This window comes from Enterobacter sp. EGD-HP1, from assembly GCF_000733275.2.
Lineage (GTDB): Bacteria > Pseudomonadota > Gammaproteobacteria > Enterobacterales > Enterobacteriaceae > Enterobacter.
On the sequence record NZ_AVOP01000032.1, the window covers coordinates 87,136 to 111,196 of the forward strand.

A 24,061-nucleotide genomic window follows, 5' to 3' on the forward strand; every position below is an offset into this window, starting at 1 on the left:
AAAAGCCCGGCACGCGTGCCGGGCTCGTTTCATCAGTCCAGCATCTTACGAATCACATAATGCAAAATGCCGTCGTTCTGGTAATAGGTCAGCTCGGTTGCCGTATCAATACGGCACCGGCAATCCAGCACCTCGGTTTTCCCGTCTGCCCGCGTTAACTTCACCGGCACCGTTTTACCCGGCTGCAGGTTTTGCAGACCGCTAATGTCAATCTGCTCTTCCCCGGTCAGTCCCAGCGTTTTACGCGTCACGCCCTGCGGGAACTCGAGCGGCAGGATCCCCATACCGATCAGATTCGAGCGGTGAATACGTTCGAACGATTCGGCGATGACCACGCGAACGCCAAGCAGACGCGGACCTTTCGCCGCCCAGTCGCGGCTGGAGCCGGAACCGTACTCTTTCCCGGCGATCACCGCCAGCGGCGTACCTTCCTGTTGATATTTGACCGCCGCATCATAAATCGAAACGACTTCCGTACCCGGCAGATGGCGCGTCATGCCGCCTTCCACGCCCGGCACCATTTCGTTACGAATGCGGATGTTGGCAAACGTCCCGCGCATCATGACTTCATGATTACCGCGACGCGATCCGTAGGAGTTAAAATCACGGCGTTCGACGCCCCGGCTTTGCAGATAGCGACCCGCCGGGCTATCGGCTTTGATACTCCCCGCCGGAGAAATATGGTCAGTTGTGACAGAATCCCCCAGCATCGCCAGTATGCGCGCGCCGTGGATATCCTTAAGCGGCGCCGGCTCGGCAAGCATCTCATCAAAGAACGGCGACAGACGGATATAGGTCGAGTCATCCTGCCAGTCATAGGTATCCGAGCCAATAACGTTGATGGTTTTCCATTCCGGCGTGCCTTCAAAGACCTCCGCATACTCTTTGCGGAACATCTCGGTTGAGACCTTTTCAACGGCCAGCGCGATTTCACGCGAAGATGGCCAGATATCTTTCAGGTAGACAGGGTCATTCTTGCGATCGTGGCCAATCGGGTCGGTCACCAGATTGATATTCATGTTCCCTGCCAGGGCATAAGCGACCACCAGCGGCGGCGAGGCCAGCCAGTTGGTTTTCACCAGCGGGTGAATACGCCCTTCAAAGTTACGGTTGCCGGACAGGACCGCGCCTACCGTCAGGTCGCCCTGCTTGATCGCCGTTTCAATAGGTTCAGGCAGCGGGCCGGAGTTACCAATACAGGTTGTACAGCCGTAGCCCACAAGGTTAAAGCCCAGTTCGTCAAGGTACGGCGTCAGTTTGGCCTTCGCCAGGTAATCCGACACCACTTTAGAACCCGGTGCCAGCGAAGCCTTAACCCATGGCTGAGGTTTTAGCCCAAGCTCTACCGCTTTTTTGGCCAACAAACCGGCCGCCATCAATACGCTGGGGTTCGAGGTGTTGGTGCAGGAGGTGATGGCGGCAATAACCACCGCGCCATCCGGGAGCTGATACTGATGTCCGTTCAGAACATAGTTGACTGGACGATGGTCTTTCTGCGCCACGTTCACTTCCAGCGCATTGCTGGCGGCAAAGGCTTTTGGCACGTCACTCAGCGAAACCCTATCCTGCGGGCGTTTTGGCCCGGCGAGGCTCGCCTCGACGCTTCCCATATCCAATTCAAGCGTGCTGGTGAAGACCGGTTCATCGCCCGGATTACGCCACATGCCCTGCGCTTTGGTATAGGCCTCTACAAGCGCGACCTGCTCTTCGCTGCGCCCGCTCAGGCGCATGTATTCCAGCGTCACATCATCGATGGGGAAAAAGCCGCAGGTGGCACCGTATTCCGGCGCCATATTGGCAATGGTGGCACGGTCGGCCAGCGGCAGCGAATCCAGTCCGTCACCGTAGAATTCTACAAACTTGCCTACCACGCCATGCTTACGCAGCATCTGGGTGACGGTGAGCACCAGATCGGTGGCGGTAATGCCTTCAGACAGTTTGCCGGTGAGCTTGAAGCCCACCACATCCGGAATAAGCATGGACACCGGCTGGCCGAGCATGGCTGCTTCCGCTTCGATACCCCCGACACCCCAGCCCAGCACGCCCAGACCGTTTATCATGGTGGTATGGGAGTCCGTGCCCACCAGCGTATCCGGATAGGCAACCCACTCTTTATCCTGTAATTCACTCCAGACGGCTTTACCCAGATATTCAAGGTTAACCTGGTGACAAATACCGGTTCCCGGCGGGACAACGCTAAACCGGCTAAACGCCTGCTGCCCCCACTTCAGGAACACGTAGCGCTCGTGGTTACGTTCCATCTCCAGACGCACGTTCTCGCCAAAGGCGTCGTCATCACCAAAGCGATCAACGGTTACGGAGTGGTCAATGACGAGGTCAACGGGGGAAAGCGGATTCACTTTGGCCGTATCTCCGCCGAGACGCTTAACGGCCTCGCGCATCGCGGCTAAATCAACGACGGCAGGGACACCGGTGAAGTCCTGCATCAGCACCCTGGCCGGGCGGTAGGCGATTTCTCTGTCAGCATGGGCATTTTCAAGCCACCCTGCCAGCGCCTGGATATCATCGAGGGTGACAGAGTCACCGTCCTGCCAGCGCAATAAATTTTCCAGTAAAACTTTCAATGACTTGGGTAAACGCGAAATGTCCCCAAGCGTTCCGGCAGCCAGCGGCAGGCTGTAGTAATGCCAGGTTTTATTTTCTGCCTGTAATGTGTCCTTACTGGCTTCGCGTAGGGTTAACGACATAAGCTCCTCCTTAATCACAGAGATGTCCCGACAATCATCAGGGCCGTAATTAAAGATAACACAAAGATGCTGTAACGTTTTGATAACAACCCAAATTGATAAATTTAGGATTGGTCCAGAAGGGGAAAACAAAAAACCCCGCCGTAGCGAGGTTTTACAATTTAGTGGAGGGCCAACCAGATGAGCTGACTCCAGAACAGAATCGACACGGTAAAACGCCGATCCATGACCAGTATTTGTGAGACGTCATGTTATTCATCATAGGGACACCAGGCATTATTTATAAAAAGTTCCGAGGTAAGTCCTCAGTGCTATATTGCTGATGTGTATTTATTAAAGAGTACGAAAGTGCAGAGTCGATATTCAGACTATTTGCATCATTACGCAATTAACTAAATTATTGTTTTTTGGGTTCGTCTTCTGCGAACACATCAATAAACGCTTGCTGCTGCGGCGTCAGTTTCCAGGATGCGGGTACAACAGTCGCAGGTGCTTTACGCCCTCTGTGGCCGTTGTCACGATGCTGACACATCTTTTTAACCGTTTCTGTACGTACCGTCACTGCCATATTTAACCCCAATATCTCCAGGCCAGGAGAGCAACCACCACCCAAAACAGGGTAGAGACGAGAAAGACCGCCAGCCAGGCTTTACGCTTGAGCGCAGGATCCCTTTGCGGTTCTTCACTTCCTGAAGGCATTGCTAACCTCATACAATCGACATCGCTTATCATTTAGGACCAAACAATTGGTACAATTAATCATCTGTTGAGATAAATCCTAAAGAAACTTTAGCCGAAAAGCCAGTGAATTTACGCACCGGGAGGTATGAAATATTCAATCTTTTGACCAGAAATAAATAATTGAAAAGAAAAATTTGCGAAGCCGTAAATTAGTTTCTACTTTTGTCGCCAATTCACGACATTATAACCTTACGGATTAAATGGATAATGACATTATATGACAGGGAACGCGTAGATGATGATAATTCTAATTTAGCTTTGAGGCGTTATTTCGGTATCTTTCCCTAAGGGAAAGATACCGGGTGTGATTATTTTTCGGGAAGTTTAATGTCTTTAAACATCTCTTCAATATCTTCATTTGAGCGTAATGCAACGGCGGTATCAACCACGTCACGCGTTAAATGAGGCGCAAAGCGCTGAATAAAATCATACATATAGCTGCGCAGGAAGGTGCTGCGACGGAATCCAATCTTTGTGGTGCTATGGCTGAAAACATCATGTGCATCAAGACGCACCAGGTCAGGGTCTGACACCGGATCCACCGCCATGCTGGCAATGACGCCTACTCCCAGCCCAAGCCGCACATAGGTTTTAATCACGTCGGCATCCGTCGCGGTAAAGACAATGCGCGGCGTTAGCCCTGCCCGGTTAAAGGCCGTATCAAGCTCCGACCGGCCGGTAAAGCCAAACGTATACGTCACCAATGGATACTGTGCCAGCTCTTCGATAGTGACTGACCCTTTACCCGCCAGAGGGTGATCGGGGGTCACCACAATTGAACGGTTCCAGTGATAGCATGGAAGCATCACCAGATCGTCATACAGATGAAGCGCTTCGGTGGCGATGGCGAAGTCTGCATTACCCTTGGAAACGGCTTCAGCAATTTGCGTTGGCGAGCCCTGGTGCATGTGCAAAGAGACGCGAGGATAACGCTCGATAAAGCCTTTGATAACACCGGGTAGCGCATAGCGCGCCTGGGTATGCGTCGTGGCAATATACAGCGAGCCTTTATCCGGCCAGGTGTGCTCCCCCGCCACAGACTTAATCGCATCGACTTTGGAGAGGACTTCCCGCGCAATGCGGATAATTTCCTGCCCCGCAGGCGTCACCTGAGTGAGATGCTTACCGCTGCGGGCAAATATCTGGATACCTAACTCATCCTCCAGCATACGAACTTGTTTGCTGATGCCCGGTTGCGAGGTATATAACCCCTCGGCGGTAGAAGAGACGTTAAGGTTATGATTCACCACCTCAACGATATAACGAAGCTGCTGTAATTTCATGCCAGACCATCCGATTTAGCGCACGCGGTCAATCGCTTAAGACGATTTAATAATAAGAAACAGGTTAACTATAACCACTATATCATTTATAGCCTGACTGTATAGTACGGAACAAAAAATAATAACAAGGCAATAAAAAAGGGCCGGAAATCCGGCCCTTTTACAGGTAAGTTACGGTAAGGGAAGATTATTTCTTGCCTTCAACCCATTTGCCATCGACAAAGAAGGCTGACCATCCGGTCGCTTTACCTTCTTTCTCGGCCGCAACATACTGCTGCTTGGTTTTACGGCTGAACCGTACCACGGTTTTGTTGCCTTCAGGATCCTGCTGTGGCGCATCGGCCAGATAACGCAGTTTCTCAGGCAGACGATCGCGGAAGCGATGCAACTCTTCCACCAGAGGCGCACGGGTTTCACGCGATTTCGGGAAGGTGTTGGCGGCCAGGAAGACACCCGCAGCGCCGTCACGCAGCACGAAGTACGCGTCGGATTTCTCGCACGGCAGCTCTGGCAGCGGAACCGGATCTTCCTTCGGCGGAGCGACTTCACCGTTACGCAGGATTTTACGCGTGTTTTTACACTCGTCGTTGGTACAGGCCATGTACTTACCGAAACGCCCCATTTTCAGGTGCATTTCAGAGCCACACTTCTCGCACTCCACAATCGGGCCGTCATAGCCTTTGATGCGGAACTCGCCCTCTTCGATCTCATACCCGTCACACGTTGGGTTGTTACCGCAGACGTGCAGCTTACGTTTTGGATCGATCAGGTAGCTGTCCATTGCCGTGCCGCATTTTTTGCAGCGGCGTTTGGCACGCAGAGCGTTAGTTTCCGCATCATCACCTTCCAGCACGTTGAGAACTTCGTTCTCAGGCACCAGGTTGATGGTGGTTTTGCAGCGCTCTTTTGGTGACAGTGCATAGCCAGAGCAGCCAAGGAACACGCCCGTGGTTGCGGTACGGATCCCCATCTTGCGGCCGCAGGTTGGACAGTCGATGCTGGTCAGAACCATCTGGTTAGGCAGCATGCCGCCCTCTTCAGGGTCTTTCTCCGCTTTTTCAAGCTGGTCGGTAAAGTCGCTGAAGAAGCTGTCGAGTACCTTTTTCCATTCCGCCTGATGGCTGGCAACCTGGTCGAGACTGTCTTCCATTTGCGCGGTGAAATCGTAGTTCATCAACTCGCGGAAGTTAGCTTCCAGACGGTCGGTGACGATCTCACCCATCTTTTCCGCATAGAAACGGCGGTTTTCAACGCGTACGTAGCCACGGTCCTGAATCGTCGAGATAATGGACGCGTAGGTCGACGGACGGCCAATACCGCGTTTTTCCAGCTCTTTCACCAGGGACGCTTCGCTAAAGCGCGCAGGCGGCTTGGTGAAGTGCTGTGCCGGAACCAGATCGACAAGCGACAGCTCGTCACCTTTGTTTACCGCAGGCAGCGTTCTGTCTTCGTCACCTTTACGCAGCGCAGGCATCACTTTTGTCCAGCCGTCGAAACGCAGGATACGACCGCGTGCTTTGAGACGGAACTCACCGGCACCAACGGTCAGCGTAGTAGAGTCGTACTTTGCTGGGGTCATCTGGCACGCCACGAACTGGCGCCAGATCAGCTGATACAGCTTCTGGGCATCGGCTTCCATGTCTTTCAGCGATTCCGCTAACACCGAGACATCAGAAGGACGAATCGCTTCGTGTGCTTCCTGGGAATTCTCTTTACTGGCGAACTGGTTAGCGCTTTCCGGCAGGTATTTTTTGCCGAAATTATCGCTGATGTAGCCGCGAACCATATTAACAGCGTCCTGGCTCAGGTTGGTGGAGTCGGTACGCATGTAAGTGATGTAGCCCGCTTCATACAGGCGCTGGGCCATCATCATGGTTTTCTTCACGCCATAACCCAGACGCGTGCTTGCAGCCTGTTGCAGCGTAGAGGTAATAAACGGCGCACCCGGCTTGCTGCTGGTCGGTTTGTCTTCACGTTCCAGCACCTGATAGCGTGCTTTTTCCAGCAGCGCTACGGCGGCCATGGTCTGGTCGCGGTTTTCTGGACGGAAAGGCTTATCGTTGTGATAGCTTACCTGCAGCGGCAGAGCGTCACCGCCCGGCGTGGTCACATTGGCGTCAACTTCCCAGAACTCTTCCGGCACGAAGGCTTTAATTTCGCGCTCACGCTCAACGACCAGACGCACGGCGACGGATTGCACACGACCTGCGGACAGACCACGGGCAATTTTTTTCCACAGCAGTGGAGAAACCATGTAGCCCACAACGCGGTCCATAAAGCGACGCGCCTGCTGTGCGTTTACACGGTCAATATTCAGTTCGCCCGGCTTTTCAAACGCCTGACGAATCGCATTCTTCGTAATTTCGTTAAACACTACACGGCTGTAGCGTTTGTCATCACCACCGATCACTTCCCGCAGGTGCCACGCAATGGCTTCCCCTTCGCGGTCAAGGTCGGTTGCGAGATAGATGTGGTCTGCTTTTTCAGCAAGCTGCTTCAGCTCGTTAACGACTTTTTCTTTCCCGGGCAGCACTTCATATTGTGCGTCCCAGTTATGCCATGGGTTAACACCCATGCGGTTGACAAGCGCGCTACGTTCATCCTTTTTAGGCTTTTTAGCCCCTTTGGTGGAGGTAGAGTCTGCGCTCTTTTTGCTGGCTGAGCCACTGGTCGGCAAATCGCGGATATGACCCACGCTGGACTTAACCACGTAGTCATTACCCAGATACTTATTGATCGTTTTGGCTTTTGCCGGGGACTCAACGATGACGAGAGCTTTACCCATATTCACCTTTACCTAATTTAATTCTTCCAGGAATACGCCGCACGTTGATTTCCCTTCCGCTGACGACGAGCCAATGATATTGCGACTGCGTCAGGAGATATCAACCCCTTTGTCTTACCGGGCGTTAATGAAAAGACGCCCAGGTGATTGAGTTTTCGGGTATTTTTCTCACATCTCGTGTAATTCGTGACGAATTCCCGGTTGAATGTCAAGCAATTCTGTTGCCAGAATGACGAAAGCGCACACTCTACCTGATAAAATTCGTTACGCAACTTTATTAGCATGCAAAAGCAAATCCCGCCAGCCAGGCCCCTGCACCTTATCCCCTCACATTACAGGGAAAATTTGCCCCCAAAGCGCCCTCGGCGTAGACTATTGTCACTGTTTAAGGAGTGGATTATGCAGAATACGACCCAACCTATTGACCGAGCCTCTCTGCTTATCGAAGCAAACAAGCTTATCCGTGACCACGAAGATACGCTGGCGGGTATTGAAGCCACCGGCGTCGAGCAGCGTAATGGCGTGCTGATTTTCAGCGGCGAATACTTCCTTGACGAACAGGGCTTACCGACCCCGAAAAGCACCGCCGTGTTTAACATGTTCAAATACCTGGCGCATACGCTTTCCGAGAAATATCACCTGGTCGATTAATGCAAAACGCGAGGCATGTGCCTCGCGTTTTTGTTTACAGCAGCGGTTTTTGTCCGCGCTGTAGCCAGCGCAGCAGCAGGCGGTCCGCGCTTTCTGCCGCGCTGTTGGTAAAGCGATCAAGGAGTCGCTTGCGCTGGGTAAAGCGCACGCCCACCAGCTCCCGCCCTTCCATCAGGTTGAGCAGCAGATCGTCGCTGGTTCCGACTTCATCCACCAGCCCTTTCTCCTGCGCCTGAACGCCGTACCAGTGCTCGCCCGTCGCGACCTGTTCAATATCGAGCGTCGGTCGCATACGGTGCACAAAATCTTTAAAGAGGTGATGCGTTTCGTTGAGATCTTCACGGAATTTTTGACGCCCTTCTTCCGTATTTTCCCCAAGCAGCGTCAGGGTACGTTTGTACTGACCCGCCGTGTGAAGTTCGATATCAATCTCTTTGTTTTTCAGGAAACGGTTAAAGTTAGGAATTTGCGCGACCACGCCGATCGAGCCAATAATGGAGAACGGCGCGGCAACAATTTTGTCCGCCACGCAGGCCATCATGTAGCCACCGCTGGCCGCCACTTTATCCACGGCCACGGTCAGCGGGATCTGTTTTTCACGCAGGCGCTGCAGCTGTGAGGCGGCCAGTCCGTAACCGTGAACCACCCCGCCCGGGCTTTCAAGACGCACGACAACCTGATCCTGCGGTGTCGCCACGGCCAGAACGGCAGTCACTTCCTCCCGCAGAGAGGAAACCTCATGCGCATCCATACTGCCTTTAAAATCGAGCACATAGACGCGTGGCGTGGCCTTACCCTGCGGCGCATTGAGCTTTGCTTTTGCCTTTGCCGCTTTGGCTTCCTGTTTATGCTTTTTCTTCTGCGCTTTCAGCCAGAGTTTCTGTTGATGACTATCAAGCAGCGCCAGAGACATCTCTTCCTGCATCTCTTTATACTGCTCGCTCAGGCGGGTGATGCGTAACTCCCCTCGCTGACGCTTGCGCTGCGTCAGGTTGACAATCAGAACGGCAACCACCGCGATGGCAATCACCACCGTCGCGATTTTGGCCAAAAACAACCCATATTGAGAAAGTAATTCCACGCGTTCCACCTTGATTTAACCACGAATCTTTCACGGCAGTGTACAACAGCCCTGCCCATGCGTCTCGCTCGTGACATTACCTCTGCGAGCCGCCTTCAGGAATCCCCGGTCTGGGGTTTAAATATTTGCAAATTGTTAATTTTACAGTAATGCGTCCTGTAGACTGATTGAATTATCAGGCGAATTCGGGCATAAAGCCGAAAAGTCATCATAAAGGCGCCATTGCGTCACCAGTCGCCTGAGGAGTCACCGTGCATTATCAACCGCAAAAAAATCTGCTGCAAAACCGGATCATTCTTGTCACCGGTGCCAGCGACGGGATTGGCCGCGAAGCGGCCCTGACATACGCCGAATACGGCGCGAACGTCATTCTGATCGGGCGCAACGAAGAAAAACTGAAAAACGTCGCTCAGGAGATTGAGGCCGTATGCGGCACGCCGGCCCCGTGGTATACACTGGATTTGCTGACCTGCACGCCCGCGGTGTGCCAGGAGTTAGCCCAGCGCATCAGCGCCCACTATCCGAGACTCGACGGCGTGCTGCATAACGCCGGCTTGTTAGGCGAAGTGCGTCCGATGGATGAACAGGATCCTGATATCTGGCAGCAGGTGATGCAGGTCAACGTCAACGGCACGTTTTTCCTTACACAGGCATTGCTTCCTTTATTACTGAAATCCGAGTCAGGGTCCCTGGTCTTTACCTCTTCCAGCGTTGGACGTGAAGGACGCGCAAACTGGGGAGCCTATGCCGTATCAAAATTCGCGACCGAAGGTATGATGCAGGTGCTGGCGGAGGAGTATCAGAACCGCCATCTGCGCGTAAACTGCATTAACCCGGGCGGTACGCGCACCAAAATGCGCGCCAGCGCGTTCCCGAGCGAAGATCCGCAGAAGCTGAAAACCCCTGCAGACATTATGCCGCTCTATCTCTGGCTGATGGGCGACGACAGCCGCCGTAAAACCGGGATGACCTTTGACGCCCAGCCGGGCCGTAAACCAGGAATTTCGCAATGAGTGAAGAACGTCATCAGCAGCGCCAGCAGCGTCTGAAAGAACAGGTCGATGCGCGCGTCGCGGCGGCACAGGACGAGCGTGGAATCGTCATCGTCTTTACCGGCAACGGAAAAGGTAAAACCACCGCCGCATTCGGCACGGCGACACGCGCCGTCGGTCACGGGCAGAAAGTGGGCGTGATCCAGTTTATTAAAGGCGAATGGCCCAACGGCGAGCGGAATTTGCTTGAACCACACGGCGTTGAGTTTCAGGTGATGGCGACCGGGTTTACGTGGGATACGCAGAACCGGGAAACGGATACTGCAGCCTGTCTCGCCGTCTGGGAGCATGCAAAGAGAATGCTGGCCGATCCCTCGCTGAATATGGTTCTGCTGGATGAGATCACCTATATGGTCGCCTACGACTACCTGCCGCTGGACGCCGTGCTGGATGCTCTGAAGAATCGTCCTGTACACCAGACGGTTATCGTCACGGGGCGCGGGTGTCATCGGGATATTCTGGAGATGGCCGATACCGTCAGCGAGTTGCGTCCGGTCAAGCATGCGTTTGATGCAGGCATCAAAGCGCAAATTGGAATTGATTACTAAAAAAAAACCCCGGTCACTGACCGGGCTTTCGTTGTTAACCGTTGTTGTTACGGCTGCCGGAGCGGCGACTGCTGCTCACCTGGCTGTGTCGCTTCACCGCGCGGCGGATCTGATTCGCCTTCATGCGACGACGATCTTTTTCCACCGCCACTTTTGAGGTGGTTTCCGGCGTCAGGCCGACAAGCTCGCGCAGGTAGTTGGTTTGAGTCAGATCCAGTTCGGTATAACCACCGCGTGGCAGTCCTTTCGGCAGCAGAATGTCGCCGTAACGGACACGGATAAGACGGCTTACCTGGACGCCTACCGCTTCCCAGAGACGACGCACCTCGCGGTTACGGCCTTCGGTCAGGGTCACGTTGTACCACTGGTTAATACCTTCCCCACCGGTAAACTTGATGGTTTTGAACGCCGCAGGACCGTCTTCCAGCTGAACGCCACGCGACAGATCGCGCAGTTTATTTTCGTCAACCTGGCCAAATACGCGCACCGCGTATTCACGTTCCACTTCACGGCTTGGGTGCATCAGACGGTTTGCCAGTTCACCATCAGTGGTAAACAGCAGCAGACCGCAGGTGTTCACGTCCAGACGACCGACGGCAATCCAGCGAGCGCCACGCAGTTTAGGCAGACGGTCAAACACCGTCGGGCGACCTTCCGGGTCGTTGCGGGTACACAGCTCGCCTTCCGGCTTGTAGTAAGCCAGCACGCGGCAGATCTGCTCAGCGGATTCTTTTACGGAGATAAGATGACCGTCGATGCGGATCTTCAGCCCCGGTACGATTTCAACGCGGTCACCCAGCGTGGCGATTTTACCGTCCACACTCACGCGGCCCGCTTCAATAATGGCTTCGATTTCACGGCGTGAGCCGTGGCCGGCGCGCGCCAGCACTTTCTGTAACTTCTCGCTCATTGAGCTTCCTCAGGTGTCGCCTTCACAGGCGTCTGGTATACTTTCTAAAACAACAAGTTATAACAACTTAACTCACTGATATGTAACTCTCTCATGGTACACAGCATGGCAAACAATATGTCATACAAGCTGTCACACACAATGATTCGTGGGCGCACATATTACACTAACTTTAGACTAAATGATTCAACAAGTTTTGTGCGCTTAAGTCTCGGTACTGATAGTCGAAAGCAAGCGGAAGTGATCATGAATCAGATCCGCCCTTTCATCCCCCTTGTACAGAATGGAGCGATGAGCCTCGAAGAGTTCAAACACAAAATGCAGGGTTACCGCGCCGCCACTAAGCAGGACTTTGATGAATATCTTTTGAATTGGCTTAGAGGCTCGGATTTGTCTAGATTATCCGTGGCGATTCATACAGCAAAAGTTTCGATGCGTCTGACAGTGAGTAAAATTTCGAGGGATGGACCCGGTTTACCGAATGTTACGAAACGCAGTTGCACTTAAGTCTAATACTTGTTGCTCATGCGGTTATTGTTTGTAGAATGACCGCCGTGATTATTTCCATAACAAGTAAAGGGACTTATGACAAGAGCACTGGCAAGGCTCGGAGACAAAACAACGAGCGGTGGATATATTGCTACCGCAACATCGACGATTATTGAAGAACGGAAAATCGCCCTACTCGGTGACACTGCATATTGCCCGAAGGATACTTGTAAGGGTTTCTTCGAAATAAACGGCACCGCTTACCATTTTGCTGAAAACCACCCCTGCGTCGCCACAGGTGATCAGGTGCTGTGTAACTGCAAAAACAATCAGGTATTAGGTAGCACGACAATATGGGCTGAAGATGCGTCAGAAAACCCCTTCGAAGAACATCAAAAACGGGCGGCAGAATGGCCTATTAACAAAGCTAATGCCGCTGCGGCAGCCCTGAGTGCTCTACCCGTTTTTGCAAAATCCTGTCTGCGGGGAGATGGTTGCACTGACGCAGGAACCGATCAGGAATCTGTTGATAACTTCGGTCACGCTGGTTATTACCGTGCAACACCGCAAGCAGAACAACCGAAAGAAGAACCTGTTCAGCACGCACAGGCAGCAAAGAAGCACAAACCAGCCGAACCAATACCGCCGCCGGAAGATAATCGCCCGTGGTATAAGCGCCTTTTCAGTTCCCCCGACACAACCAAAGCCGCTGCGACAGCGGGAATGGCAACAGCAAGATTAGCGACAACTACCGGGATTACGAAAGGTGTAACAACCGAGGCAGGATATTCAGCATTGCAGAAAATCGGCGGGAACTTTGCAACCGCTGGTCGCTGGATTGCACCTCCCCCCTCAACAGTTTTTCTTTTCGGTATGTTTTACTCGCCAAAGCTTAACAGCGGCGAACAGGACTATATCGACAGGATGCGCCTTGAGCAGGCCGCACGAAATAAAGAAGATGTACCGACCCGTGTTCGCTTTCGCTGGGAAGCTGACCAGTTCGGCACCATGAGACCGAAAGGCTTCCACGTCAGCGCCAGAGGCGGAAAGGACAAAGTTCCGGTGCGTATGCTTCAGAAGAACACCACCACCGGGAACTATGAGTTCTGGGAGGATGGCGCAGACAAGCCGACAATCGTCTGGACGCCGGACGATCCGGGATACGCTTCACCTTCCAGCACTGGCAATAAGGATAAAGTCTACATTCCGCCGAACGTGCTGGTTTACCCGGAAAGTGAAATCAACAGCCCGTGGTCAACAGAAACGCCAGCGCCGGGAGAGCGCCCATTCCGGGATTATATTCTCGTGCATCCCACCGGGACGTTTGACCCAATTTATGTTTATCTTCGCAACCTGCCGGGGCAAGTCACAGGCAAAGGCCAGAAAGTGACAGGCACATGGTTAACCGATGCGGGTCAGGGGAATGGCTCTCCTATTCCATCTAAGATCGCCGATAAACTGCGTGGGCGTACATTCTCCAACTTTGACGGCTTTAGGCAAGCATTCTGGCTAGAAGTGAGCAAAGATCATGAATTGAGCCAACAATTTAAACGAGGTAACTTAGGTAATATTCGAGCAGGAAAAGCACCCGTCCCGAGAGAATCTGAACAAGTTGGCGGCAAGATCAAATATGATATTCATCATATTAGACCGATCAGCGAAGGCGGCGAAGTGTACGACGTTGACAACATGGGCGTTGTAACACCGAAACGCCACATTGCGATCCATCGAGGTGAGTAATTGAAAAGCATAAGTGACTACACAGAATACGAGTTCCTGGAGTTCGTCCGTAAACTCTTCAACGTTGCGGACACTTCAGAAAGTGAAGATATAAAAAACATACTGGAGTTTAAGCGCCTGACCGAGCACCCTGACGGGTCTGACCTTATCTACTACCCCCGAGATGACCGTGAAGATAGTCCTGAAGGGGTGGTTAAAGAGGTAAAAGAATGGCGTAAAGCCAACGGTAAACCCGGCTTTCGTGAAGAGTAAACCTCATTTGGAGACTGTAATTAAAATGTGTAATTACCTGATTTTGGTATGTTCACTCCAGTAAAGGAGACAGGCAATTTGCAGCCATTCCAGGAAACTCCCGGTGGGAAATTTCAGCATATCCTTGCAGATGGCATGGCTATTGGAGATTCATTGTCCCCATATTCAGGCGGCACTGTGGGCGGCGTATTAGGTGGTTCTCATGACGATGACGAGTTGAACTAGAGCTATCCTCCGATGGAGCGGAATCTGCATTGTATCGCTTTGTTACTTTATCGGGTTGGCGCTAGCGACATTTTCATTTTCTGCTTTAAGCGAAAATGAAAGTATGCAATTTTCCAACCCTGTACCGTTGAATGAATACCATGCTTCGATTGATTCTATCCTTCAAGCTACAGGCATAGTTTTCGATGCAGCAATTTACAGATTTGTTATTTGTGTCCCTCTGATCCTACTCATCTTCAAGAAGGTGAGATGACTGACAAAGGCTGGAGAGATCCAGCCTCCGCTCTTCCCTGAATATCAGGCATTAAGAACCTTATTTACAAGAAAGGCTTTACATCACCCACGCCTTCACGAATCACTTCCGGTGCATCTTCGGTTAAGTCGACCACAGTGGTCGGCTGCTGGCCAAGATAGCCACCGTGAATAATCAGCTCAACCACCTTCTCCAGACGATCTTTGATCTCTTCCGGATCGGACTCGGTAAACTCACTTCCCGGCAGCATCAGCGAGGTAGAGAGCATCGGTTCGCCGAGGGTTTCCAGCAGCGCCTGCGCAATCGGGTTCGACGGCACGCGCATGCCGATGGTTTTGCGTTTCTCCTGCAGCAGACGACGCGGTACTTCCTTTGTGCCCTTCAGGATGAAGGTGTAGTTACCCGGCGTGTTGTTCTTAATCAGGCGGAACGCCACGTTATCGACATACGCATAGGTCGACAGCTCAGAGAGATCGCGGCACATCAGGGTAAAGTTATGGCCGTCAGGCAGCTGGCGAATACGGCAAATGCGTTCCATTGCCCCTTTATCTTCAATTTTGCAGCCCAGCGCGTAGCCGGAATCGGTCGGGTAGACAATGACGCCGCCTTTGCGGACGATCTCCACGGCCTGGTTGATCAGACGTGGCTGCGGGTTATCCGGATGGATATAGAAAAACTGACTCATACTTCCCTCTCTTCAATTTGCTGCGGCTGTTCCCAGAGCTGCCAGACAGGCTCAACGCCAGCGGGCAACCAGAGCTTGCGCCCCAGTTCGATCCAGGCGCAGGGCTGATGGAAATCAGACCCCTGTGACCCAAGCAGGCCGAACTGGCGGGCATAGGTCGCGAGCTGCGCGCGCTCGTTGGGCGCCTGCTGACACTGGGCGACTTCCATCGCCTCACCGCCGCATTCGGCAAAGTGCGCCAGCAGCCTTTTCAGCCATTTAGCAGAAAGATTATACCGCCCCGGATGGGCCAGCACGGCCTTACCGCCAGAATGATGAATCACATCAATAGCTTGTTTTATTGTACACCACTGTGGCGGAACGTATCCGGTTTTACCGCGTGCCAGATACTTTTTAAAGACATCCGCCATGGTCGTCGCTTTGCCTGCTTCGACCAGAAAACGGGCGAAATGACCGCGAGTGACCGCCCCACCGTTTGCCATCTTTTGCGCGCCTTCCAGCGCGCCCGGAATATGCGCCTTTTCGAGACGCTCGCCGATCATCTCTGCACGCTGGTTACGCCGCGTTTTTTGTTCTTGCAAAAATGCCGTCAGTGCCGGATGGTCTATATCGATATTGAGGCCAACAATATGAATCTCATGGTTTTCCCAGACGGTTGAAATCTCAACGCCGGACACCAGATTCAGCGCCAGCCCGCTGCGCGCGATCTCAGCACGGGCCGCCGGTATGGCATCTGTCGTATCATGATCGGTAATCGCCAGCGTACCGACGCGCATTTCAACGGCGCGATGAACCAGGGCTTCGGGTGTCAGCAGGCCATCAGAGGCCTGAGTATGGCTGTGTAAATCATAAATAATGGCGTAGGTGGTATCGCTCAAAGCACTTCCCATAACAGGTTGGAGACATCCGAAAACACCATGATACCGACTTAACGCGAAATTCTGAAATCAAGGGTTGACAACTCGCCATCGAACTAGTTAACTAGTACGCAAGTTCACACGAGAAAGGTATCTGAAAATGACAGCACATTTCACTCTGCACGGCTGGTGGCGTACTTCCTGATCCTCGGGCCGTGTCACGCGTCTGCGAAATGCAAACAGATACCCAGCCCGCGACTAAGCGGGCTTTTTTTTGAACAAAATATGAGAACAACAACATGCAAACAGCCAAACCTCATCTCGAACTGCTGACCTGCGAGGCGGCCTATCGCCACAACCCCACCGCGCTGTTTCATCAGGTGTGCGGGGCTCGCCCGGCAACGCTGCTGCTGGAATCTGCGGATATCGACAGCAAAGACGATCTCAAGAGCCTGCTGCTGGTCGACAGCGCGCTGCGCATTACCGCTTTAGGTGACACTGTCACTATCAAGGCGTTATCAGAGAATGGTGCATCGCTGTTGCCACTGCTGGACGCCGCCCTGCCTTCTGGCATAGAAAACGAGCGCCACCCGGACATGCGCATTCTGCATTTCCCGCCGGTGAGCCAGCTGCTGGACGAAGACGCGCGCCTCTGCTCCCTGTCCGTTTTCGATGCCTTCCGCCTGCTGCAGAACCTGGTCACCGTGCCGGAAGACGAGCGTGAGGCGATGTTCTTTGGTGGGCTGTTTGCTTATGACCTGGTCGCCGGATTTGAAGATTTGCCGGAAACCGAGCAGGGTAATCGCTGCCCGGACTATTGTTTCTATCTGGCTGAAACGCTGCTGGTGATCGACCATCAGAAGCAATACACCCGAATTCAGGCAAGCCTGTTCACGTCCTCTCCCGCTGAGAAAAACCGTCTCGAGCACCGCATCGCTCAGCTGCAGCAGCAGATGACGGAAGCGCCGCCTGCGCTGCCGGTGCAGCGCGTGGAGAAAATGACCTGCGACGTTAACCAGACTGACGACCAGTACGGCGCCGTGGTTCGCCAGATGCAAAAGGCGATTCGCGCCGGGGAAATTTTCCAGGTCGTGCCGTCCCGTCGCTTCTCCCTTCCCTGCCCGTCGCCGCTCGCAGCCTATGACGTGCTGAAAAAGAGCAATCCAAGCCCGTACATGTTCTTCATGCAGGACAACGAATTCACGCTGTTCGGCGCCTCGCCGGAAAGCTCGCTGAAATACGACGCCACCAGCCGTCAGATTGAGATCTACCCGATTGCCGGTACCCGTCCGCGCGGGCGTCGCGCCGACGGTTCCCTGGATCGCGATCTGGACAGCCGCATCGAACTGGAGATGCGTACCGACCAGAAAGAACTCTCCGAGCACCTGATGCTGGTTGACCTGGCGCGTAACGATCTGGCACGCATTTGCACCCCCGGCAGCCGCTACGTGGCTGACCTGACCAAAGTCGACCGCTATTCGTTCGTGATGCACCTGGTCTCCCGCGTGGTCGGCGAGCTGCGCCACGACCTCGACGTGCTGCACGCCTACCGCGCCTGCATGAACATGGGCACCCTAAGTGGTGCGCCGAAAGTGCGCGCCATGCAGCTGATTGCCGCCGCCGAAGGACGCCGTCGCGGCAGCTACGGCGGCGCGGTGGGCTACTTCACCGCCCACGGCGATCTCGACACCTGCATCGTGATCCGCTCCGCCTATGTTGAAGACGGGATTGCCACCGTTCAGGCGGGTGCCGGGATTGTCCTTGATTCTGTTCCGCAGTCTGAAGCTGACGAAACGCGCAGCAAAGCCCGTGCGGTCCTTCGCGCCATTGCAACCGCACACCATGCACAGGAGATTTTCTGATGGCTGACATTCTGCTGCTCGATAATATCGACTCCTTTACCTATAACCTGGCAGATCAGCTGCGTGCGAATGGCCACAACGTCGTTATCTACCGCAACCACGTTCCGGCGCAGACCCTGATTGACCGTCTGGCCACCATGCAAAACCCGGTGCTGATGCTCTCCCCTGGGCCAGGCGCACCGAGCGAAGCGGGCTGTATGCCGGAGCTGCTGACCCGCATGCGCGGCAAACTGCCGATCGTCGGCATCTGCCTCGGTCATCAGGCCATTGTGGAAGCCTACGGCGGCTACGTTGGCCAGGCGGGTGAGATCCTGCACGGTAAAGCGTCCAGCATTGAACATGACGGCCAGGCGATGTTTGCCGGGCTGCCAAACCCGCTCCCGGTCGCGCGCTATCACTCGCTGGTTGGCAGCAATATTCCCGCCGGGCTGACCATCAACGCCTCGTTTGAAGGGATGGTGATGGCGGTGCGCCATGATACGGATCGCGTATGCGGCCTGCAGTTCCACCCGGAATCGATCCTGACCTCCCACGGCGCCCGCCTGCTGGAGCAGACGCTCGACTGGGCATTACAGAAGCTGGAGCAGACCAACACCCTGCAGCCGATCCTCGAGAAACTGTACCAGGCGCAGACCCTGAGCCAGCAGGAGAGCCATCAGCTCTTCTCAGCCGTGGTTCGCGGCGAGCTGAAGCCTGAGCAGCTGGCAGCCGCGCTGGTGAGCATGAAGGTGCGCGGCGAAAGTCCGCAGGAGATCGCCGGTGCCGCTACGGCCCTGCTGGAAAATGCCGCCCCGTTCCCGCGCCCGGACTATCAGTTTGCCGATATTGTCGGCACCGGGGGAGACGGCAGTAACAGCATCAATATCTCCACCGCCAGCGCCTTCGTGGCGGCGGCGTGCGGTTTGAAGGTCGCGAAGCACGGTAACCGCAGCGTTTCCAGCCGGTCAGGTTCTTCCGATTTGCTCGCCGCATTCGGTATTAATCTCGATATGAACGCCGAGCGTTCCCGTGAAGCGCTGGACGATCTTGGCGTCTGCTTCCTGTTTGCGCCGAAGTATCACACCGGTTTCCGCCACGCGATGCCGGTTCGTCAGCAGCTTAAAACCCGTACGCTGTTTAACGTACTCGGCCCGCTGATCAACCCGGCCCACCCGCCGCTGGCGCTGATTGGCGTTTACAGCCCTGAGCTGGTCCTGCCGATTGCCGAGACGCTGCGCGTGCTGGGTTATCGACGTGCCGCCGTGGTGCACAGCGGCGGTATGGATGAGGTTTCTCTTCATGCGCCGACGCTGGTGGCCGAACTGCGCGACGGTGAAATCCTGAGCTACCAGCTGGAGGCTGCCGACTTCGGCCTTGCGCCATACCACCAGGAAGCGCTGGCTGGCGGTACGCCGGAAGAAAACCGTGACATTCTCACGCGCTTATTACAAGGTAAAGGAGAGGTTGCCCACGAGGCCGCCGTTGCAGCCAACGTCGCCATGCTGATGCGTTTGCACGGTGAGGAAGACCTGAAGGCCAACGTTCAAAAAGTTCTGGATGTACTGCGCTCCGGTGCAGCTTACGATCGCGTTACCGCACTTGCGGCAAGAGGGTAAAGAATGCAGACCGTTTTAGCGAAAATCGTTGCCGATAAGGCCATCTGGGTGGAAGCCCGCAAGCAACAGCAGCCGCTTGCCAGTTTCCAGAATGACGTCGTACCAAGCCAACGTCGTTTCTATGATGCCCTGCAGGGTGCGCGCACCGCGTTTATTCTTGAGTGCAAAAAGGCGTCCCCTTCTAAAGGAGTTATTCGTGACGATTTCGACCCGGCGCGTATTGCCGGCATTTATAAGCATCATGCGTCAGCCATCTCCGTGCTGACGGATGAGAAATATTTCCAGGGCAGCTTCGATTTTCTGCCGATCGTCAGCGGCATCGCGCCGCAGCCGATCCTGTGCAAAGACTTTATTATCGACCCGTATCAAATCTGGCTGGCGCGCTTTTACCAGGCCGACGCCTGCCTGCTGATGCTCTCGGTGCTCGACGACGAGCAGTATCGCCAGCTTTCAGCCGTGGCGCACAGCCTGAATATGGGCGTGCTGACCGAAGTGAGTAACGAAGAGGAGCTGGAGCGCGCAATTGCGCTGGAAGCCAAAGTGGTTGGCATTAACAACCGCGATCTGCGTGACCTGTCCATTGACCTGAACCGTACGCGCCAGCTGGCGCCGCGTCTGGGGTCAGGCGTCACGGTGATCAGCGAATCCGGCATTAACAGCTACGCCCAGGTGCGCGAGCTGAGCCACTTCGCCAACGGTTTCCTGATTGGTTCCGCGATGATGGAGCATGACGATCTCAATGCGGCCGTGCGCCGCGTGCTGTTGGGTGAGAACAAAGTCTGCGGCCTGACCCGCGAACAGGATGCCCAGGCCGCGTATGAAGCCGGGGCGATTTACGGCGGGCTGATCTTTGTGGATTCCTCTCCTCGCGCGGTCAGCGAAGAGCAGGCGCGTAAGGTGATCGCAGCGGCTCCGCTCAGCTACGTGGGCGTTTTCCGCAACGCAGATATTGCAGACGTTGTGGCCAAAGCCGACGCGTTATCCCTGAGCGCGGTGCAGCTCCACGGCGATGAAGACCAGAGCTACATCGATGCCCTGCGCGCCGCGCTGGCACCACAGGTGCAAATCTGGAAAGCGCAAAGCGTTGGCGATACGTTGCCCTCGCGTAACCTGAACCATGTGGATAAATACGTCCTCGATAACGGCCAGGGCGGTACCGGCCAGCGGTTTGACTGGTCGCTGCTGAACGGCGAAAAACTGGACAACGTCCTGCTGGCGGGCGGATTAAGCCCCGATAACTGCGTAGAAGCCGCCAAAACGGGCTGCGCAGGCCTCGATTTCAATTCAGGCGTAGAGTCAGAACCGGGTATTAAAGATGCCAGCAAGCTGGCCTCGGTTTTTAAAACTCTGCGTGCATATTAAGGAAGAGAAGATGACGACATTACTTAACCCGTATTTTGGTGAATTCGGCGGGATGTACGTCCCACAAATCCTGATGCCCGCGCTGCGCCAGTTGGAAGAAGCGTTTGTCAGCGCGCAGAAAGATCCGGCGTTTCAGGCGGAATTTACCGACCTGCTGAAAAATTACGCCGGTCGTCCAACCGCGCTGACCAAATGCCGCAATCTGACGGAAGGCACCAAAACCACGCTGTATCTGAAGCGTGAAGACCTGCTGCACGGCGGCGCGCATAAAACTAACCAGGTGCTGGGCCAGGCGCTGCTCGCGAAACGTATGGGTAAAACCGAAATCATCGCCGAAACCGGTGCGGGTCAGCACGGCGTGGCCTCTGCGCTTGCCAGCGCCCTGCTCGGTCTGAAATGCCGCATCTATATGGGGGCGAAAGACGTTGAGCGTCAGTCTCCGAACGTTTTCCGTATGCGTCTGATGGGCGCAGAAGTGATCCCGGTACACAGCGGCTCCGCCACGCTGAAGGATGCCTGTAACGAAGCGCTTCGCGACTGGTCTGGCAGCTATGAAACCGCACACTATATGCTTGGTACTGCGGCGGGCCCTCACCCGTTCCCGACTATCGTGCGCGAATTCCAGCGCATGATCGGTGAAGAGACCAAAGCGCAGATCCTCGAAAAAGAAGGTCGCCTGCCGGATGCGGTGATCGCCTGCGTTGGCGGCGGATCTAACGCCATCGGCATGTTCGCAGACTTTATCGACGACACCAGCGTGGGTCTGATTGGCGTCGAGCCAGCCGGTCACGGCATTGAATCGGGTGAACACGGCGCGCCGCTGAAGCATGGCCGCGTGGGCATCTACTTCGGGATGAAATCCCCGATGATGCAAACCGATGAGGGCCAGATTGAAGAGTCTTACTCTATCTCTGCTGGCCTCGACTTCCCGTCCGTCGGTCCACAGCATGCGTATCTGAACAGCACCGGTCGTGCAGACTATGTCTCCATTACCGATGACGAAGCGCTGGAAGCCTTTAAAACGCTGTGCCGCAGCGAAGGGATCATCCCGGCGCTGGAGTCGTCTCACGCCCTGGCGCACGCGCTGAAAATGATGAAAGAGAACCCGGAAAAAGAGCAGCTGCTGGTGGTGAACCTTTCCGGCCGCGGTGACAAAGATATCTTCACCGTTCACGATATTCTGAAAGCACGAGGGGAAATCTGATGGAACGCTACGATAACGTATTTGCAGAACTGAAATCCCGCCAGGAAGGCGCGTTCGTTCCCTTCGTCACCCTGGGCGATCCGGGCCCGGAGCAGTCGCTGAAGATTATCGACACCCTGATTGAAGCCGGTGCCGACGCGCTGGAGCTGGGTATTCCGTTCTCTGACCCGCTGGCGGACGGCCCGACCATCCAGAACGCAACGCTGCGCGCATTTGCCTCCGGTGTGACGCCAACCCAGTGCTTCGAGATGCTGGCGGCGATTCGCCAGAAGCACCCCACAATTCCAATCGGCCTGCTGATGTACGCCAACCTGGTGTTCAACCGCGGTATTGATGAGTTCTATGCCGAGTGCGCGCGCGTGGGCGTCGACTCCGTTCTGGTGGCAGACGTGCCGGTTGAGGAGTCTGCGCCATTCCGCCAGGCTGCGATGCGCCATAACGTCGCCCCGATTTTTATCTGCCCACCGAACGCGGACGACGAGTTGCTGCGCCAGATAGCCTCTTACGGGCGCGGTTACACCTACCTGCTCTCCCGCGCGGGCGTGACCGGTGCCGAGAACAAGGCGGCGCTGCCGCTGCATCATCTGGTGGAAAAGCTGGCTGAATACCACGCCGCACCTCCGCTGCAGGGCTTCGGGATTTCATCTCCCGATCAGGTCAGCGCAGCGATTGACGCGAAGGCGGCAGGTGCGATTTCCGGCTCTGCTATCGTCAAAATCATTGAGAGGAACGTCGACAAGCCAGAGCAGATGCTGGCCGAACTGAAAGCGTTCGTCAGCAGCATGAAAGCCGCAACGCGCAAAGCATAACCTCTCCGCCGTCTGGCTCCCTGCCAGACGGTTATCCTTCCTGGTTATCACTCTTCATACTGCTGACGTGCGGGCCGCTATTTAAGAACGTAATAGACAGGCCAATAATGACGACTGATTCAATTGTGCTTTATTAATAGCGTTTCCGGGGCGGACATCGGGACTTACCAATTTGTAAAGTGCCGGCAGCATGGACCAAATCAGCTAAAGTACGAACCTGCATTTTATCCATAACCCGACGTCGATGGACCTTCACTGTAATTTCTGATATGCCCAGTTCAGACGCAATTTGTTTATTTTGCAGGCCATTAATCGCCAACTCAAAAGTCTGCTTCTCACGCCGTGTCAATGCCTGATAGTTTTTACAAAGTTCGAATATTCTTTGCTGCTCTAAAAAATTATTAGTCGCTTCGATTAGCACATCTTTCACGACATTTATAAGGTGTTCTGGTTCGGCTGGCTTCGTCAAAAAATCCCGAACGCCTGCTTTCATCGCTCGTACACAGAGTGGGATTGAACTGGCCTTAGTCAGGATAATTATCGGTATTGTACAGCCACGTTCCTTCAGGGCATCTATCACATCGAATCCGTTAATGTCTGGCGTGTTGATTTCAAGTATTAAGCATGAAGGATGATCGGCTATGGGGCAGGAGAGAAATTCTGCGGCATTTTTGAAGTCAAAAGTCTGATAGCCCTTCGCCATTAACAATTGAACAACAAACAGCCTATATGCATCATCATCATCAATAACATAAACAACATCTTCCATATCACTCTCTCCTTACCTGGCCTCAAACGTACATAATACGAACAGAGGCGTCCATTCACAAAAATTTTAGGGTTGCCAACACCTATGTCTGATATCGCTTAATAACCGAAAGTAACAAAATCAAAGACTAAACAACCCATATGTGAATATTCTAATTTAGCGAAGGCAATTAGCATGAGTATATTCTGAAAAACCAGATA

General features: G+C 54.2%; 22 protein-coding genes, 1 pseudogene and 1 other annotated feature. Of the genes and pseudogenes, 12 read left to right on the plus strand and 11 right to left on the minus strand.

Features of this window, described 5'->3' with window-relative positions; translation table 11 throughout:
• Nucleotides 1-32: 32 nt before the first annotated feature.
• From acnA to topA, 6 genes and pseudogenes are all read right to left on the minus strand, one after another.
• Entirely contained in the window at nt 33-2,708 is a 2,676-nt protein-coding gene (gene acnA, locus N037_RS16065) for an aconitate hydratase AcnA (protein WP_032642181.1), read from the minus strand.
• A gap of 161 nt (nt 2,709-2,869) precedes the next feature.
• Nucleotides 2,870-2,967 (minus strand): annotated as a pseudogene (gene ymiC, locus N037_RS25360) (small membrane protein YmiC).
• A gap of 138 nt (nt 2,968-3,105) precedes the next feature.
• The gene (locus tag N037_RS25105; protein WP_032642183.1) at nt 3,106-3,276 is read right to left on the minus strand and encodes a hypothetical protein; all 171 of its coding nucleotides are present in this window, start codon (nt 3,274-3,276) and stop codon (nt 3,106-3,108) included.
• A 2-nt stretch (nt 3,277-3,278) separates the two neighbouring features.
• Nucleotides 3,279-3,419, minus strand: a complete 141-nt coding sequence (locus tag N037_RS24165; protein WP_218307473.1) for a YmiA family putative membrane protein — start codon at nt 3,417-3,419, stop codon at nt 3,279-3,281.
• 338 nt (nt 3,420-3,757) lie between these two features.
• Nucleotides 3,758-4,732, minus strand: a complete 975-nt coding sequence (cysB, locus tag N037_RS16070; protein ID WP_008502814.1) for an HTH-type transcriptional regulator CysB — start codon at nt 4,730-4,732, stop codon at nt 3,758-3,760.
• A gap of 187 nt (nt 4,733-4,919) precedes the next feature.
• Nucleotides 4,920-7,517, minus strand: a complete 2,598-nt coding sequence (topA, locus tag N037_RS16075) for a type I DNA topoisomerase (protein ID WP_032642185.1) — start codon at nt 7,515-7,517, stop codon at nt 4,920-4,922.
• 399 nt (nt 7,518-7,916) lie between these two features.
• Between topA and N037_RS16080 the strand changes: the two genes are divergently transcribed.
• Nucleotides 7,917-8,168, plus strand: a complete 252-nt coding sequence (locus N037_RS16080) for a YciN family protein (RefSeq protein WP_023312072.1) — start codon at nt 7,917-7,919, stop codon at nt 8,166-8,168.
• A gap of 34 nt (nt 8,169-8,202) precedes the next feature.
• Here the strand turns inward: N037_RS16080 and sohB are convergent, their stop codons facing one another.
• Nucleotides 8,203-9,249, minus strand: coding sequence for a protease SohB (gene sohB, locus N037_RS16085; RefSeq protein WP_032642187.1), 1,047 nt, complete (start codon nt 9,247-9,249; stop codon nt 8,203-8,205).
• A gap of 251 nt (nt 9,250-9,500) precedes the next feature.
• Here sohB and N037_RS16090 point away from each other — a divergent pair, with 251 nt between their 5' ends.
• On the plus strand, nt 9,501-10,262 hold the full coding sequence (locus tag N037_RS16090) for a YciK family oxidoreductase (RefSeq protein WP_023335951.1): 762 nt from the start codon (nt 9,501-9,503) through the stop codon (nt 10,260-10,262).
• Nucleotides 10,259-10,849 (plus strand): cob(I)yrinic acid a,c-diamide adenosyltransferase, encoded by a 591-nt coding sequence (gene cobO / locus N037_RS16095; protein ID WP_023335952.1) that lies wholly within the window; start codon nt 10,259-10,261, stop codon nt 10,847-10,849. The genes N037_RS16090 and cobO overlap by 4 nt, the downstream gene beginning before the upstream one ends.
• A gap of 34 nt (nt 10,850-10,883) precedes the next feature.
• On the opposite strand, the gene rluB is transcribed toward cobO, so the two are convergent.
• Entirely contained in the window at nt 10,884-11,759 is an 876-nt protein-coding gene (rluB, locus tag N037_RS16100) for a 23S rRNA pseudouridine(2605) synthase RluB (protein ID WP_023312076.1), read from the minus strand.
• Nucleotides 11,760-11,864: 105 nt separating this feature from the next.
• Between rluB and N037_RS24170 the strand changes: the two genes are divergently transcribed.
• From N037_RS24170 to N037_RS16115, 3 genes are all read left to right on the plus strand, one after another.
• Nucleotides 11,865-12,266, plus strand: coding sequence for a hypothetical protein (locus N037_RS24170; protein ID WP_072163996.1), 402 nt, complete (start codon nt 11,865-11,867; stop codon nt 12,264-12,266).
• 78 nt (nt 12,267-12,344) lie between these two features.
• Nucleotides 12,345-13,988, plus strand: a complete 1,644-nt coding sequence (locus N037_RS16110; protein ID WP_050511261.1) for an S-type pyocin domain-containing protein — start codon at nt 12,345-12,347, stop codon at nt 13,986-13,988.
• Nucleotides 13,989-14,240 (plus strand): bacteriocin immunity protein, encoded by a 252-nt coding sequence (locus tag N037_RS16115; RefSeq protein ID WP_032642192.1) that lies wholly within the window; start codon nt 13,989-13,991, stop codon nt 14,238-14,240.
• Between the two features lie 542 nt (nt 14,241-14,782).
• Here the strand turns inward: N037_RS16115 and N037_RS16120 are convergent.
• Both N037_RS16120 and rnm read right to left on the minus strand, forming a co-directional pair.
• Nucleotides 14,783-15,403 carry an L-threonylcarbamoyladenylate synthase gene (locus N037_RS16120; protein ID WP_003856793.1) on the minus strand — a complete coding sequence of 207 codons (621 nt, stop codon included), beginning with the start codon at nt 15,401-15,403 and terminating at the stop codon, nt 14,783-14,785.
• Complete coding sequence (gene rnm / locus N037_RS16125; protein ID WP_032640987.1) at nt 15,400-16,281, minus strand: RNase RNM; 882 nt, start codon at nt 16,279-16,281, stop codon at nt 15,400-15,402. Before rnm ends, N037_RS16120 begins: the two co-directional genes overlap by 4 nt.
• Before the next feature lie 139 nt (nt 16,282-16,420).
• Here rnm and trpL point away from each other — a divergent pair, with 139 nt between their 5' ends.
• The 6 genes from trpL to trpA all read left to right on the plus strand — a co-directional run bounded on the left by trpL (nt 16,421) and on the right by trpA (nt 23,092).
• Entirely contained in the window at nt 16,421-16,465 is a 45-nt protein-coding gene (trpL, locus tag N037_RS25420; protein ID WP_106993556.1) for a trp operon leader peptide, read from the plus strand.
• Nucleotides 16,442-16,536, plus strand: a sequence feature (Trp leader region). Its footprint overlaps the gene before it by 24 nt.
• A 23-nt stretch (nt 16,537-16,559) precedes the next feature.
• Nucleotides 16,560-18,122, plus strand: a complete 1,563-nt coding sequence (locus tag N037_RS24680; protein WP_032642194.1) for an anthranilate synthase component 1 — start codon at nt 16,560-16,562, stop codon at nt 18,120-18,122.
• Entirely contained in the window at nt 18,122-19,717 is a 1,596-nt protein-coding gene (gene trpD / locus N037_RS16135; protein WP_023335956.1) for a bifunctional anthranilate synthase glutamate amidotransferase component TrpG/anthranilate phosphoribosyltransferase TrpD, read from the plus strand. The genes N037_RS24680 and trpD overlap by 1 nt, the downstream gene beginning before the upstream one ends.
• Nucleotides 19,718-19,720: 3 nt before the next feature.
• Nucleotides 19,721-21,079, plus strand: coding sequence for a bifunctional indole-3-glycerol-phosphate synthase TrpC/phosphoribosylanthranilate isomerase TrpF (gene trpCF / locus N037_RS16140; RefSeq protein WP_032642196.1), 1,359 nt, complete (start codon nt 19,721-19,723; stop codon nt 21,077-21,079).
• A gap of 10 nt (nt 21,080-21,089) precedes the next feature.
• Nucleotides 21,090-22,283, plus strand: a complete 1,194-nt coding sequence (trpB, locus tag N037_RS16145) for a tryptophan synthase subunit beta (protein ID WP_023312081.1) — start codon at nt 21,090-21,092, stop codon at nt 22,281-22,283.
• Nucleotides 22,283-23,092, plus strand: coding sequence for a tryptophan synthase subunit alpha (gene trpA, locus N037_RS16150; protein WP_023335959.1), 810 nt, complete (start codon nt 22,283-22,285; stop codon nt 23,090-23,092). Before trpB ends, trpA begins: the two co-directional genes overlap by 1 nt.
• Before the next feature lie 133 nt (nt 23,093-23,225).
• Here the strand turns inward: trpA and N037_RS16155 are convergent, their stop codons facing one another.
• The gene (locus N037_RS16155) at nt 23,226-23,861 is read right to left on the minus strand and encodes a response regulator transcription factor (protein WP_032642198.1); all 636 of its coding nucleotides are present in this window, start codon (nt 23,859-23,861) and stop codon (nt 23,226-23,228) included.
• Between the last annotated feature and the right edge of the window lie 200 nt (nt 23,862-24,061).

Coding starts and splice junctions, on each gene's coding strand:
- cysB (WP_008502814.1), bottom strand. CDS start 4,732: ATGAAATTACAGCAGCTTCGTTATATCGTTGAGGTGGTGAATCATAAC.
- N037_RS16155 (WP_032642198.1), bottom strand. CDS start 23,861: ATGGAAGATGTTGTTTATGTTATTGATGATGATGATGCATATAGGCTG.
- N037_RS16120 (WP_003856793.1), bottom strand. CDS start 15,403: ATGAGTCAGTTTTTCTATATCCATCCGGATAACCCGCAGCCACGTCTG.
- trpCF (WP_032642196.1), top strand. CDS start 19,721: ATGCAGACCGTTTTAGCGAAAATCGTTGCCGATAAGGCCATCTGGGTG.
- trpA (WP_023335959.1), top strand. CDS start 22,283: ATGGAACGCTACGATAACGTATTTGCAGAACTGAAATCCCGCCAGGAA.
- N037_RS25105 (WP_032642183.1), bottom strand. CDS start 3,276: ATGGCAGTGACGGTACGTACAGAAACGGTTAAAAAGATGTGTCAGCAT.
- acnA (WP_032642181.1), bottom strand. CDS start 2,708: ATGTCGTTAACCCTACGCGAAGCCAGTAAGGACACATTACAGGCAGAA.
- cobO (WP_023335952.1), top strand. CDS start 10,259: ATGAGTGAAGAACGTCATCAGCAGCGCCAGCAGCGTCTGAAAGAACAG.
- trpB (WP_023312081.1), top strand. CDS start 21,090: ATGACGACATTACTTAACCCGTATTTTGGTGAATTCGGCGGGATGTAC.
- trpD (WP_023335956.1), top strand. CDS start 18,122: ATGGCTGACATTCTGCTGCTCGATAATATCGACTCCTTTACCTATAAC.
- topA (WP_032642185.1), bottom strand. CDS start 7,517: ATGGGTAAAGCTCTCGTCATCGTTGAGTCCCCGGCAAAAGCCAAAACG.
- rluB (WP_023312076.1), bottom strand. CDS start 11,759: ATGAGCGAGAAGTTACAGAAAGTGCTGGCGCGCGCCGGCCACGGCTCA.
- N037_RS16080 (WP_023312072.1), top strand. CDS start 7,917: ATGCAGAATACGACCCAACCTATTGACCGAGCCTCTCTGCTTATCGAA.
- N037_RS24170 (WP_072163996.1), top strand. CDS start 11,865: ATGGCAAACAATATGTCATACAAGCTGTCACACACAATGATTCGTGGG.
- N037_RS24680 (WP_032642194.1), top strand. CDS start 16,560: ATGCAAACAGCCAAACCTCATCTCGAACTGCTGACCTGCGAGGCGGCC.
- N037_RS16110 (WP_050511261.1), top strand. CDS start 12,345: ATGACAAGAGCACTGGCAAGGCTCGGAGACAAAACAACGAGCGGTGGA.
- N037_RS24165 (WP_218307473.1), bottom strand. CDS start 3,419: ATGAGGTTAGCAATGCCTTCAGGAAGTGAAGAACCGCAAAGGGATCCT.